This window comes from Vibrio ruber DSM 16370, from assembly GCF_900163965.1.
Taxonomy (GTDB): Bacteria; Pseudomonadota; Gammaproteobacteria; order Enterobacterales; family Vibrionaceae; genus Vibrio; species Vibrio ruber.
In genome coordinates this window covers 1-13,028 of the sequence record NZ_FULE01000054.1, presented here as the reverse complement: position 1 = coordinate 13,028, position 13,028 = coordinate 1, and the positions used below count along the sequence as shown (strand labels likewise).

13 protein-coding genes are annotated in these 13,028 nt (G+C 45.4%); 11 read left to right on the top strand and 2 right to left on the bottom strand.

Annotation, left to right across the window (positions count from 1 at the left end):
• The first annotated feature begins 375 nt into the window (after nucleotides 1-375).
• From VR7878_RS18440 to VR7878_RS18410, 7 genes are read left to right on the top strand one after another with little or no spacing between them, the layout of a single operon-like run.
• Nucleotides 376-1,230, top strand: a complete 855-nt coding sequence (locus VR7878_RS18440) for a transporter substrate-binding protein (protein WP_077337481.1) — start codon at nucleotides 376-378, stop codon at nucleotides 1,228-1,230.
• A 15-nt stretch (nucleotides 1,231-1,245) separates the two neighbouring features.
• Nucleotides 1,246-1,974, top strand: a complete 729-nt coding sequence (locus VR7878_RS18435) for an amino acid ABC transporter permease (protein WP_077337480.1) — start codon at nucleotides 1,246-1,248, stop codon at nucleotides 1,972-1,974.
• On the top strand, nucleotides 1,971-2,633 hold the full coding sequence (locus VR7878_RS18430) for an amino acid ABC transporter permease (RefSeq protein ID WP_205409489.1): 663 nt from the start codon (nucleotides 1,971-1,973) through the stop codon (nucleotides 2,631-2,633). Before VR7878_RS18435 ends, VR7878_RS18430 begins: the two co-directional genes overlap by 4 nt.
• A 23-nt stretch (nucleotides 2,634-2,656) precedes the next feature.
• A complete protein-coding gene (locus VR7878_RS18425) occupies nucleotides 2,657-3,430 on the top strand; it encodes an amino acid ABC transporter ATP-binding protein (protein WP_077337479.1) in 774 nt (257 codons plus the stop codon).
• 22 nt (nucleotides 3,431-3,452) lie between these two features.
• Nucleotides 3,453-3,836 carry a RidA family protein gene (locus VR7878_RS18420; RefSeq protein ID WP_059122677.1) on the top strand — a complete coding sequence of 128 codons (384 nt, stop codon included), beginning with the start codon at nucleotides 3,453-3,455 and terminating at the stop codon, nucleotides 3,834-3,836.
• A 54-nt stretch (nucleotides 3,837-3,890) separates the two neighbouring features.
• Nucleotides 3,891-4,640: an IclR family transcriptional regulator gene (locus VR7878_RS18415; protein WP_205409488.1), complete on the top strand. Its 750-nt coding sequence runs from the start codon at nucleotides 3,891-3,893 to the stop codon at nucleotides 4,638-4,640.
• Between the two features lie 42 nt (nucleotides 4,641-4,682).
• A complete protein-coding gene (locus tag VR7878_RS18410) occupies nucleotides 4,683-5,897 on the top strand; it encodes an amino acid deaminase (protein WP_235862916.1) in 1,215 nt (404 codons plus the stop codon).
• 276 nt (nucleotides 5,898-6,173) lie between these two features.
• On the opposite strand, the gene VR7878_RS18405 is transcribed toward VR7878_RS18410, so the two are convergent.
• The gene (locus VR7878_RS18405) at nucleotides 6,174-6,947 is read right to left on the bottom strand and encodes a 2,3-dihydro-2,3-dihydroxybenzoate dehydrogenase (RefSeq protein WP_077337496.1); all 774 of its coding nucleotides are present in this window, start codon (nucleotides 6,945-6,947) and stop codon (nucleotides 6,174-6,176) included.
• Between the two features lie 164 nt (nucleotides 6,948-7,111).
• Between VR7878_RS18405 and VR7878_RS18400 the strand changes: the two genes are divergently transcribed.
• Entirely contained in the window at nucleotides 7,112-8,293 is a 1,182-nt protein-coding gene (locus tag VR7878_RS18400; protein ID WP_077337476.1) for an isochorismate synthase, read from the top strand.
• A gap of 11 nt (nucleotides 8,294-8,304) precedes the next feature.
• The gene (locus VR7878_RS18395; protein WP_077337475.1) at nucleotides 8,305-9,939 is read left to right on the top strand and encodes a (2,3-dihydroxybenzoyl)adenylate synthase; all 1,635 of its coding nucleotides are present in this window, start codon (nucleotides 8,305-8,307) and stop codon (nucleotides 9,937-9,939) included.
• A 118-nt stretch (nucleotides 9,940-10,057) separates the two neighbouring features.
• Here VR7878_RS18395 and VR7878_RS18390 read toward each other — a convergent pair whose 3' ends face one another.
• A complete protein-coding gene (locus VR7878_RS18390) occupies nucleotides 10,058-10,942 on the bottom strand; it encodes an isochorismatase (RefSeq protein WP_077337474.1) in 885 nt (294 codons plus the stop codon).
• Between the two features lie 328 nt (nucleotides 10,943-11,270).
• Here VR7878_RS18390 and fepB point away from each other — a divergent pair, with 328 nt between their 5' ends.
• Both fepB and VR7878_RS20940 read left to right on the top strand, forming a co-directional pair.
• Nucleotides 11,271-12,284, top strand: a complete 1,014-nt coding sequence (fepB, locus tag VR7878_RS18385; RefSeq protein WP_077337473.1) for a Fe2+-enterobactin ABC transporter substrate-binding protein — start codon at nucleotides 11,271-11,273, stop codon at nucleotides 12,282-12,284.
• Between the two features lie 194 nt (nucleotides 12,285-12,478).
• Nucleotides 12,479-13,028: PAAR domain-containing protein (locus VR7878_RS20940; protein WP_139344147.1), on the top strand; the 550-nt coding region annotated here is incomplete at its 3' end.

The window sequence follows — 13,028 nt, the reverse complement described above, 5'->3', positions numbered from 1 at the left end:
AATTGATCAGCAATTCATTAAGAATGCTTCAACATCAATTTAATTGTCTTCTTTATTAATCAGTTAAACCTTCAACAGAAAATAGAGCACGTAATTTATCACCAATCTTGTGCAAAAAAATCAATAAATGCACCAACTTGGATTCAAAATAAATAGCTATTATACGAATAATAACCAGCTTATTTATTTGGATAATGACTACAAATTCAGCACAAACACAACTATTAATAAAAATATTAAGAGCTACATGTTGATTAAAATTTGAACTGTTGACAGGTATTTGGAGTAACAGCATACTGAAAATACATTCCATTATAAAGATATTAATTCCATTATACCGGAATTCATGGAGAGCACAACAACAAGGAATCAGTGATGAGATTAATTACGAAGAGTCAATGCAGTAAATATTTATTGGGTTCATTCGCGCTGTTGCCACTACTTATTTCGGCAACCAGTCATGCTGAAGAAAAACTACAGGAAGTGTTGAACCGCGGATATTTAATTGTCGGTACCGGAAGCACCAATGCACCTTGGCACTTTAAAGATAAAAACAATAACTTAGTCGGCTTTGATATCGATATGGCAAAGCTGGTCGCCAAGGGACTATTTGATGATGAAACGAAGATTAAATTTGTTGATCAGTCCGGTGATGCCCGCATCCCTAATTTGGTCACCAATAAAGTCGATCTGAGCTGTCAGTTTATGACCGTTACCCCAAGTCGGGCTCAACAGGTTGGCTTTACCATTCCCTATTACCGCGAAGGTGTCGGACTTTTATTAATGAATAAGAGTCAGTATGCCGACTATGATGCATTAAAAGATGCCGGAGATGATGTCGTCGTCGCTGTGTTACAAAACGTTTATGCAGAAGAGATGGTCCATGCAGCGTTACCGAAAGCGAAAGTCGATCAATATGAGAGCGTTGCATTAATGTATCAGGCATTAAACTCAGGCCGGGCCGATGCAGCAGCAACCGATCAGTCTTCTCTTCGTTGGTATATGGTGCAAAATCCAGGTCGTTATAAGGACTCCGGTTATGCTTGGATGCCTCAAAGTTATTCTTGTGCCGTGAAAAAAGGCGATCAAGAGTGGCTGAACTTTGTGAATGTCGTATTCCATGAAGCGATGACAGGGGTTGATTTCGGCGCTTACGCGCAATCATTTGAACAGTGGTTTGGTGTTGAATTGCCAATGCCTAAAACCGGCTTCCCTGTTGAATATAAATAAACTGGATAGTTAGACATGGATTATGATTTCAATTTCAGTGTTGTATGGCGAAATTGGGACATATTAATATCGGGGCTAGGCTTAGGTCTGGGTCTAGCCTTTATTTCTATTTTAATTGGCTGCGTCATTGGAATTATATGCGCATTCATGATGTTATCAAAAAATAGAACGTTTAAATATGTCGCTTCTATTTATGTTACGATTATTCGTAACACGCCGATCTTAGTATTAATACTCTTTACCTATTTTGCGTTACCGCAGATGGGAATACGCATCGGGAAAATAGAGTCATTTATCATCACGCTTTCTATTTATGCCGGTGCTTACCTGACAGAAGTTTTCCGCTCAGGATTAACATCAATATCGAAAGGATTATATGAAGCAGGCTTGGCTATTGGATTAACACAATTTCAGATAAAGCGGATGATCCTGGTGCCCATTATGATGCGAAATATATTGCCCTCGCTGACTAATAATTTTATTTCTTTATTTAAGGATACATCTCTTGCTGCGGCAATTTCGATACCAGAGTTAACCTTTTACGCGAGAAAAATAAACGTTGAGAGTTTCAGGGTCATTGAGACGTGGATGGTTGCGAGTGGCATCTATATTATTGCATGTTTTTTACTTGGATATACATTCAGGGCTTTAGAAAAGAAAATTGCCATTTCCAGAACTAAGCAAAGTAATTCAAGTATGACCGGGGTAATTGCAAAATTCCTGCGTAAGGAGAATTGCTCATGATGGATCTATCCTATTTTTTACAGGAATTATGGAATGCAAGAAGCGCTATCTATCACGGGGTGATAATAACGATTAGTATTTCTGCATTAGCGATCACCTTAGGTACAATGCTCGGTGTAATTGTCGGACTGGCTCTTGAATATGGCACTTTACCGATAAAGTTCATGTTTCGTGTTTATATTGACATTATTCGTGGAACACCCGTATTTGTTTTAATACTCGCCATGTTTTATGTCCCTTCAGCGGTTGGCATAAACTTAGATGCATTTCAGGCCGGAGTTGTCGCATTAACCATTTTTTGTAGTTCGCATATTGGCGAAATTGTACGTGGCGCACTGGGAGCAATTCCTGTCGGACAAACAGAGGCAGCCAAAGCAATTGGATTAACTTTTTTCAAAACATTCATCTATGTTTTATTGCCTCAGGCACTGAGACAAATACTCCCGACTTGGGTGAACACCGCAGCTGAAATGGTTAAGGCCTCAACACTGTTATCAATTGTCGGGGTTTTAGAACTCATGCTTACAACTCAGCAAATTATTTCCAGAAATTTCATGAATATGGAGTTCTATCTATTCGCAGGATTTATTTACTTCTGTATTAATTTCGGAATAGAACAACTCGGCCGTTATGTAGAACGGAAAGTGACAATTAGCTGATCGCACGATTTAAGGAAGACATTATGACGGATAGGAAAAAGCTACTCAGTATTCGTGGCGTTCATAAATCATACGGAGATTTGGAAGTTTTAAAAGGCGTTGATCTTGAAGTCAACCAAGGCACAACGGTCTCAATTATCGGCTCTAGTGGTTCTGGTAAAACAACGTTATTACGAACGATCAACCTTCTGGAAGATTATCAGCAAGGGCAAATTATTTTAGATGGCCAAAATATGGGGTACTCCATAACGAACAGTAAGAGAGTCCGCCATTCAGAATCTGAAATAGCAAAGCAACGCTCACATACAGGCATGGTATTTCAACATTTCAACTTATTTCCTCACATGACAGCCTTAGACAACGTCATGCTCGGACTCTTAAAAGTCAAAAAAATGAGCAAAAGTGAAGCGATTTCTATCGCAGAACACTGGCTGGATAAAGTAGGTATGTTGAGCCGAAAAGACCATTATCCCATTCAGCTCTCCGGCGGACAGCAACAGCGCGTTGCGATTGCCCGGGCTGTGGCTATGAGCCCAAAGCTCATGCTGTTTGATGAAGTCACGTCTGCCCTTGATCCCGAGCTAGTCAATGAAGTTTTGAATGTCATGAAAGACTTAGCCAAAGATGGCATGACAATGGTACTTGTAACGCACGAAATGAAGTTTGCTTATGAAGTATCAGACAACGTTATTTTTATGAATAACGGACAAATAGAGGAACAGGGACATCCTCATGAGCTTTATCACCACCCTAAATCAAGCCGACTGGCTGAATTTTTGAAAAGTTCCCACTTTTAATTTTTATTGAGGAAATTTAATGATGACAATAAAACGATACGGTTGCGATGCGCGCGGTGCAGCAGGTAAACAACTTCCCTTCGCCAGTGCGACCGAAGCAGATGGCTGGTTATATGTTTCAGGACAAGTCGCCATGGAAAATGGTGAAGTGATCAATGGTGGTATTATCGACCAATCACATAAAGCGATTCAGAATATGCTGAAAATTCTGAAAGAAGCAGATTATGATGTCCAAGATATCGTCCGAATCGGTGTATGGCTTGACGATGCCAGAGATTTTTGGTCATTTAATGGTGTATTTACTGAATATTTTGGCGAATTTCCGGCAGCCAGAGCTTGCGTACAATCAAGCTTGATGGTTGATGCAAAAGTGGAAATCGATTGTGTCGCGTATAAGCAAAAATAGCTTACCTTGTGAATGGGATTGCCCCATTCACATCAATCATTACTGGAGGCCTTTGTGAGAGCCAGAGGGATAGAGCGAGCCTTTCAAATTTTGGAATTTCTTCGCAATCATGAAAAAGCGGTCAGGCCAATTGAAATAGCAAAGGCGTTGCAAGCACCGACCTCGTCTATTTATGAATTAATCAAAATTATGCTTGATATGGGAGTATTAGAAAACTTCCATAAAGACGGACGCGTTTTTTTGGGTAGACAACTGCATTTTTTAGGCACGAGCTATTTAAAAAATTTCAGCTTAGCGAGTGAAGCCGAAACATATTTAGAACACCTATCGACGATGACCCGGGAAACAGCTCAGTTATGTATGCTTGACGGACACAAATACACGGTTGCAATGATGAAAGAAGGTGACCGTCCCTTCAGAATCAGCGCCAATATCGGTGAGAAAGTCGCAATTCCCTGGACAGCATCAGGCAGATTACTTTTGAACCATCTGAGTAATGAAGACATTTTGGCATTTATTGACCCTGATGACTTTATTCTGCCAGATGGCAAGCGCTTACCTGAAACGCAGTTTCTCCAAGAATGTAATCAGGCAAAAGAGGACGGTTTTTTTTCATTCAATAGTATCTCTGACACCTTCACCCGATGCTTTGCAGCTCCGGTATTTGATGAAAACCAAGTGCCTGTCGCAACATTATGTCTGATTGCCCCAAAAGAAGATGCGTTACAGAATTTTGATGACTATAAATCTGAACTGGTCAGCTGCGCATACAAACTGACACAGAAACTGAACGGAAGTAATTGAACAATCAAAACAGCAGTGATGACTGGCTCAAGGATGAATAAAATGAATGCTATATATTTGGAAAAAGGTCACGCCATCGGCAAAGACGCTAACATACTGAATGAAGATGTCAGCTTACCTGCGTTGGTTCTATATCAGGACAAAATCGCGAACAACATCCAGTGGATGAAAAATTTTAGCGAGAAATATGCAGTTCAGTTAGCCCCCCACGCAAAAACGACCATGACCCCTAAAATCCTCACAGCACAATTAGCTGCCGGGGCTTGGGGAATGACGGTCGCCAATCCGGTTCAGGCTCAAAGCGCTTTGAATGCGGGATGTCAGAATATTTTAATGGCGAACCAATTGGTTGGGAAAGCAAACATGTCGATTATCGCCGATATGCTTGAACATCACGATATCCAGTTTTATTGCGTTGTTGACTCCGTCGCAAACGTGCGCGCATTAGACCAATTTTTTACCGAAAGATCGCTGACGCTCAACGTCCTTATCGAGATCGGTGCAGACCACGGCCGTTGCGGTTGTCGAACTGAAGAGCACGTCAAATCAGTCGTTCAAGCACTCAACACCAGCACCTCACTCCGTTTATCCGGGGTGGAATTTTATGAAGGCGTCATCCATGGTGATGATGAAATCACGCAGGTTCGCAATTTTATTCATTGGGTCGTGAAAATCTTCAAGTCTGATTTTTTCCAGTCATCCATTCACTCGGAAAACCCGATATTAACCGGTGCCGGTTCAGCCTGGTACGACATTGTTTGTGAGGTTTTCCAAGAAGCCGACCTTCATCCGAGCGTTCGTCGTATTATCCGGCCGGGATGTTACGTGATCCACGATATGGGTATATATGAAGATGCTCAGGCACAGGTTATGCTGCGAAATATGCACTGCCAAGCCAGTGATACCGCACTACAGTCTGCAATGGAGCTTTGGGCCTACGTTTTATCGATTCCTGAACCCGGTGTCGCCATTGTCGGATTTGGTAAGCGTGATGTTGCATTCGATGCCGGGCTGCCTACCCCGCTGACTTATTATCATGCCGGGGACAAGGCGCCGATAACCATTGAGTCAGGTACATGCGTTGTCAAAGATATCATGGATCAACATGCCTTTATGACTTTCAGCGTCGATTTACAAGTCGGAGATATGATTAGCTTTGGGACATCCCACCCTTGCTTAACCTTTGATAAATGGCGTGAAATCGCCGTCATTGATTCGAGTTTTAACATCATTGATCGCTACAAGACTTATTTCTAGGGGCTGTTGATCTTTCGTGATGGTTTTTGCAGCAATTTGTCGTGCATTTAGTCAAGGCAGGTCATGTGAAGTGTAGCGATCTACATGAACCATGACCTAACGTTTTAAAACTCATTGGGGTACTCACACCAGACATTTAATCGCCCGATTTCAGCAATGACAGAAGCAATCACCACCGCCACCGGCGGTGGTTGATTATCAGCACTGCGCCTCTTTTTTCAGTGGATTAGTTATCGAGTTTCAGCGGATTAGCTATTAGTTACTAGTTATTAGTTACTAGTTATCGAGCGTTGCACCACCATCGACACGCAGATCATGCATGGTGATTTGGCGTGCCGCGTCAGACATCAGAAATAGCACGCTATTGGCAATATCAGCCGGTTCAGCCATCTTTCTCAAGGGAATGCCCAGACGGTATTGCTCAAGGTTACCTGCTATCACTTGTGGTTCACCATAGTTTTCATGCCACAGTTGTGTCTGCATCTCGGTTCGGGTCGATCCCGGGCTGATGATGTTGCAACGAATACCGTATTCCGCCAATTCTAATCCGCTGCACTTCACCAACATATGTAACGCGGATTTTGACGCAGCATAAGCCCCAATGTTCAACCTTGGCGTGTTGGCAGCATTTGAGCCGATCACCACAATGTTCCCTGCTTTGCGGCGCTTCATTCCCTCGGCGACTTGTTGAATCATGGTCAAAGCTCCAAAGGTATTGATGTCAAACATTTGCTTGATCGTTTCAACAGACATTTCATGAACACTGCCGCTGCTGAGCGCCCCGGCACAACTGACCAAATGATCGAAATGATATTTACTGCAAAGCTGCGCCACTTGCTGTGCCAACTGACTGTCGAGCAAGTCAATTGCGTAATAATCAAGCTGAGCAGCATATTGTTTCTTTACCGCATCCAGCTTTGTATCAAGCGCGTCGATGCAGCGATCGGTTGCAACAACCTTGTACCCCTCAACCAGCAACCGTTCTAGGACGGTATACCCAATCCCCTGACTTGCTCCGGTCAGCAATACCGTTTGATGATTTTGATTCAACCCGACTTCTCCTGTTTTGATGTTCGCGACAATGACAATGATTATCCCACAAATAAGATGAATTATCATTTGAAATTGATAATTGTTCTCACTTATAATCTTGCCAATATATTGCGTATGAAACAAATGGCAAATATTTGTCATCACATTTGAACGAGGTAATTATGAAACGCGAAGTTGTTGGCTTCTCCAGAATGGCTCAAGCGCTCTTGGATCAAGAGTTAGAGACAGCGCCTTTTTTCTTTGCATCTCCGAACAACTCAATGCTGGGTGTGGGGATTGAACAACAATTCAATCAGGCTATCCCATTTGCTCACCTTGCCGATCACGCGAAACAAATGCTTGAACAGGCGAAAACATCAGATAATGATAACCCGGTATTGTTTGCCACTGTTCCGTTCGATGAGAATACACCGACGAAATTTTTTATCCCGCAAAAACTGTATGTCTCAGGGAGTGCCAGAACGTGCAAAAATAATGCGCTCAGCTCAAACAAAGCAACGGTTATCTCTCCGCCGACCGGAGATGACTATAAACAAGGGGTATCCACTTTATTAAATCTGTTCAATACCACTGAGCTTTCTAAGGTTGTTCTGTCCCGATCCGTACGTATTTCGACCGATCACAACATTGATCAGACGGCTCTGCTCAGAAACCTGCTTGCCATTAACGCCCGTGGCTACACCTTTGCTGCCGATATCGGCGGCAATGCCAAACTAATGGGGGCCAGCCCTGAGTTACTGTTAGCGAAAAAAGGTGGACACGTCGTATCAAACCCGCTTGCCGGCTCACGGCCTAAATCTGCCAGCGAGTCTGACAATCAACACTCATATTCCTCTTTACTCGATACCCAGAAAGACTTAAACGAACATAGCTTTGTCGTGGAAGAAGTCGAGAAAGTTTTGAGCCGTTACTGCCATAATCTCTTTACCCCGATGGTGCCTTCAGTGATCGAAACCGAAACCATGCTTCACCTATCGACTGTCCTTGAAGGAGAAGCGATTGACCCGGCCATTAATTCGCTGCAAATCGCGGCTGAGCTTCATCCGACCCCGGCCGTTTGTGGTTTCCCGAGACAGTCTGCCTATCAAGCAATCAAACAGATCGAAACGTTTGAACGCGGCTACTTCAGCGGCATGATTGGCTGGTGTGATGCGCGTGGTAACGGGGAATGGGTGGTGACGATTCGTTGTGCCGAAGTCAGCCAGCGTGAAATGTGTATTTTTGCCGGTGCCGGAATCGTCAACGAGTCCTCTCCGCAAAGTGAACTGGAAGAAACCGGTGCGAAAATGGGAACCATCTTGAAAGCCGCCGGAATTCAGCTTGATGAACGACTCACAGCATAAGGGGGAATGCTATGACTACTCCAACATCGTTAGATTTTACGCCCTGGCCCCCTGAATATGCGCAATACTATCGACAGCAAGGATATTGGCAAGACCGGACGCTGTTTGATTGCTTATCCGCAACCGCGGAGCAACTCCCCGACGCTATTGCCCTGATCTGTCAGGATCAACAATATACCTATCAGCAGCTTCGGCACAAAATAGCCCGGCTTTCAGCCGGCTTTGTCTCTTTAGGTTTGAAGGCTGGCGACAATGTTGTCCTGCAAATGGCGAATGAGGCAGAGTTTTATTTGTGTTTCTTCGCCTTAACCATGAAAGGGATCAAACCGGTGCTCGCACTGCCGGCTCACCGCCATATGGAATTAAGCTATTTCTGCCAGCACGCAGAAGCAAAAGCCTATATTTGCTCAGATCAGATCACTGGGTTTGATACCCAACAACAGGCTTTACAACTGCTTGAAACTTGCCCGTCACTCAGACTGCTCGTGACATCGGGCACAGCCTCTCATCGCGAGATGACACCGCTCAGCACACTCTATTCAGATGCGTGTTACCGGCAACACGGTCAGGCAACGGATGTGGCTTTCTATCAGTTATCCGGCGGCACCACCGGCACTTCAAAGTTGATCCCCAGAACGCATAATGATTACGTGTATAGTGTGCTCGGCAGCATTGAGATTTGCCGCTTCAACACGGAAACGAACTATCTGTGTGTGCTGCCTGCTGCTCATAACTTTCCGTTGAGTTCTCCGGGTTCACTGGGGGTATTTTTCTCCGGAGGCACTGTCATATTGGGTCAGGATTCATCACCCAAAGCGGCATTTGAATTAATTGAACGCCACAAAGTGACTGTATCGGCACTGGTGCCACCGTTGGCTTTACTGTGGATGCAGTATGCCCCTTCAGCCAGCGAAGACATATCCAGCTTAGAACTGGTTCAGGTGGGCGGTGCCAAATTCAGCCAAAGTACCGCACAACAGCTACCGGAAAAACTGCACTGTCAGTTACAACAAGTCTTTGGCATGGCGGAAGGTCTGGTCAATTACACCCGGCTGGATGATCCGCTTGACATCATCGTCTCGACTCAGGGACGACCGATCTCACCCGATGATGAAGTGCTGGTCGTCAATGAAGATGGTGAACCAGTCCCCTATGGTCAGGAGGGGAAACTGATGACACGCGGCCCCTACACAATTCGGGGCTACTACCGGGCAGCGGAACATAACCGGCGCTCGTTCAATCCTGAGGGTTTTTACTCGACGGGTGATTTAGTCAAGCTGACACAAGACGGCAATCTCATTGTCACCGGACGCGATAAAGATCAGATCAACCGAGGGGGTGAAAAGATCGCTGCTGAAGAAGTCGAAAACGTCTTATTACAACATCCGGATGTTCACGATGCTGCCTTAATTGCGATTCCGGATACGTTTCTTGGCGAGCGTAGCTGTGCAATTGTGGTGCCGGAGCAAGATAAAACGCTCAAGCCCATTGCTCTCAAGCAGATTGATCTCAAGCGCTTTTTACACGATAAAGGGCTGGCTGAATATAAGATCCCTGATCAAATCCGGTTTATGGCCGTTTTACCCAAAACCCCAGTCGGTAAAATTAATAAGAAGCAGCTCAGAGAACAGTTCTCTACCGTTTAACTTGGCTGAGACAAATTAGCTGAAAAAAAGCGCGCGGCAGAAAGCAAGCACATTACCAGCAAGCTGGCTAAAAAAACCGATTTCATCTGAAATCGGTTTTTGCATCTGTGGACATCGACTACGCGACTTGCTGAGTCTGGGCATTATCAATCAAGTGCCACCACTCTCTTAACGTCACTTTCTTCACGATTTCAGCAAACGCAATATTTACCCCGTGTTTACGCCAGCCTTCAAATAAGCTCATAGCGCGGATGGAATCCAGACCAAGCAGCATCAAATTCTCATCCACATCGATATCTTCAATATCCAGATCCAGAATCTGCGCAACGTCTTTTTGCATCATCTCCAGACTGATTGCAGCGGCGGACTGAGCACTCTGATTGATCTCTTCAATCACACGCTGTGCCGATTTGACGCTCCCGGCTCTGCCAGTCACATAAGCAAGTGCATACTGGTGATCCGCCAATGAAAAATCGGCGACCGCATCTCCCACCACAAAAGGCTGAATATCGAGCATAAAGGCATCGAGCGCTGTAGAAAGAATGCCGATATGGGCATACACACCCACAATGATCAGCTGATCGCGTCCCGTTTCATTCATCCATTCCAGCAGCGGTGTCTTTTTAAATGCACTATAACGCCACTTGGTGTAGGTAATATCGTTGTCTTGTGGTGCGACATCCGTGATGATAGCCGTGTCCTGAGTTAATCCGGTGCCCCAAAAATCGGTCAGCAGCGCCCGTTCCTGCGGATCTTGGTTCGCGGGCTGAGCGGTATAAACCGTCGGCACCCCTGCCTCACCCGCAGCCTGTTTAATCGCCTGAATATGCTTGATCAGTTCGGGGATTGGCGCCTCTTTCTTATCAAAGAAATTAATGAAGTAATCCTGCATGTCGTGAATCAACAGCACTGCTTTTTTTGCATCTAACTGCCAGTTAACCTTGTTGTCCGGAAACGCATCATGTGAGGGAATTTGATATGCGGCTATTTTGGGAATCGCCATTGTAATGATCCTTGTTGAGAAAAAGTGACGGATTGACTCACGTTTGTTCAAGACGGGTCGATCAACAAAAAGTTGATAAACAGAAGATGGATGAACAGCAGTCAGTCGCTCAAGTTAGCATTGAGGCAACATGCATGAGGCCATAAGGCACTCCACAAATGCTAACGATTATCATTTACAAGAATAATAAACAGCCTGTTGAATGAAATCAATTGATAATGATAGCCATTCGCAATAAAGTACGTACCTTTAACGATTGACTCGCGCTGTCACTGTCTGGTTTTTCAACTCAATAAGATGTTGCGCTCGAAATAAATTGGAGCTTCCTATGCCTCGCGTATTACTTCTCCTTGTGGGGATCATGTTTGCTATCCTCATCGCAGGATGCAACGACAACACCGAAAACACGCCCAATCCCTCAGAAACGTCGCTGATGGTTTCCCAAGGCTGGCCGAAAACGATTTCTAACCGTTACGGCAAAGTAACGCTGAACAAACCTCCGCAACGTATTGTATCCACCAGCGTGTCGATAACCGGAACGCTGCTGGCTATCGATGCCCCGCTCATCGCCTCGGGAGGCACGCGCCCCGACACACTCGTCGCGGATAAACATGGTTTCTTTTTTCAATGGAACCAAGTTGCCTACGACCGCGGTGTGAAACCCTTGTATCAGGGTGTTGCCAGTGCTGAAGCAGTCGCGAAAGAAAAGCCCGACCTGATCATCGTCTCTGCAACCGGCGGAGATTCGGCCGTTAAGCTTTATCAACAATTCTCAACTATCGCACCGACGCTGGTGATCAATTACGACGATAAAAGCTGGCAAACGTTAGCACGGTTGCTGGGGTCGGTTACCGACCGAACACAGCAGGCCGAATCGGCCATCACAAGATTTGACACTCGACTACTGGCATTAAAAGACCGCATCTCACTGCCACCGCAACCGGTCTCAGCGATGGTCTATTACGGAGATAATCGCGGGGGCAACTTTTGGACGGATGACTCGGCTCAGGGGCAAATTCTGAACGGACTTGGTTTTACACTGAGCCCGCTGCCCGATGACCTGAAGAACAATCATCAAATGGGCAAACGTAAAGATATCGTGCCGGTGAACGGAGAGAAATTTGCCGATGCGATTACAGGCCGCTCGGTACTGTTATTTGCCGCTGATGCCACTGTTGTCGGGCAGGTCAAACATAACAAGTTTATTGCTCACCTCCCGGCAATCCGCCAAGGCAATATCTTTGCGATGGGCAACGACTCTTTCAGGCTCGATTACTACAGTGCGATGAATTTACTCACCACACTGGAGACGACCTTCAGCCGCTCAAACGTTGCGGGATAAAAAACCACCTCGTCTGAGTAATGCCAGTGAGGGAGACTTATCTTTCCTATCTTACTGTTTCCTCTGTTGATAAAGCACACCGTTATTTCGGTCAGCCTCTCACTCTCATCAATAGCGTCTTTCCCTTGCTTTTGCTAATTGAGCAATCCTTTTAGAATACACACGGCAAATCAATGAGATAGGTTAAAAGTGTCATGAGTCAGGATGTGATCACCTTGGACTGTGGAACCACGACAGGGGGCAAAGTCATTACTGGCAGCGGTAACATGAAAGTGAACGGTAAATTAGTTGCATTGGTTGGCGATATGGCAACCTGCTCCTGTGGCAGCCGAAGCTGTAGCGGTACAGGGCCGATTGTGGCGACATCGCCAAGAAATGCCAATATTTACGGGCAAAAACTGGCACGTGCCGAAGATTTTGTTGATACAGGCTGTGGGAGTTGTTATTTAAAAGCGAGTCCGTATCAGGTCAGTCTCGGCACGGATACATCCGGCTCAGTCAATATCGGGTCGGGGATCAATGTCGGTCAAGGGGTGAATATCAATACCGTTGGTATCAACATGGGCAGCGGGGTGAATATCGGTCGAGGGATGAGCATGACCCAAACGTCACAGCCACAGGCAGGCTTAACGACGACCAATGCTGCCGGAATATCGCAGCCGATCCTTTTACCCCCACAGCCGGGTGAGCCGCTTTTTTCGCTCGACGGGAAAAAGCCCGAGGCAACCGGTGTCACACCGGAAA

Coding starts and splice junctions, on each gene's coding strand:
- VR7878_RS18425 (WP_077337479.1), top strand. CDS start 2,657: ATGACGGATAGGAAAAAGCTACTCAGTATTCGTGGCGTTCATAAATCA.
- VR7878_RS18430 (WP_205409489.1), top strand. CDS start 1,971: ATGATGGATCTATCCTATTTTTTACAGGAATTATGGAATGCAAGAAGC.
- VR7878_RS18435 (WP_077337480.1), top strand. CDS start 1,246: ATGGATTATGATTTCAATTTCAGTGTTGTATGGCGAAATTGGGACATA.
- VR7878_RS18410 (WP_235862916.1), top strand. CDS start 4,683: ATGAATGCTATATATTTGGAAAAAGGTCACGCCATCGGCAAAGACGCT.
- VR7878_RS18440 (WP_077337481.1), top strand. CDS start 376: ATGAGATTAATTACGAAGAGTCAATGCAGTAAATATTTATTGGGTTCA.
- VR7878_RS18400 (WP_077337476.1), top strand. CDS start 7,112: ATGAAACGCGAAGTTGTTGGCTTCTCCAGAATGGCTCAAGCGCTCTTG.
- VR7878_RS18420 (WP_059122677.1), top strand. CDS start 3,453: ATGACAATAAAACGATACGGTTGCGATGCGCGCGGTGCAGCAGGTAAA.
- VR7878_RS18395 (WP_077337475.1), top strand. CDS start 8,305: ATGACTACTCCAACATCGTTAGATTTTACGCCCTGGCCCCCTGAATAT.
- fepB (WP_077337473.1), top strand. CDS start 11,271: ATGCCTCGCGTATTACTTCTCCTTGTGGGGATCATGTTTGCTATCCTC.
- VR7878_RS18390 (WP_077337474.1), bottom strand. CDS start 10,942: ATGGCGATTCCCAAAATAGCCGCATATCAAATTCCCTCACATGATGCG.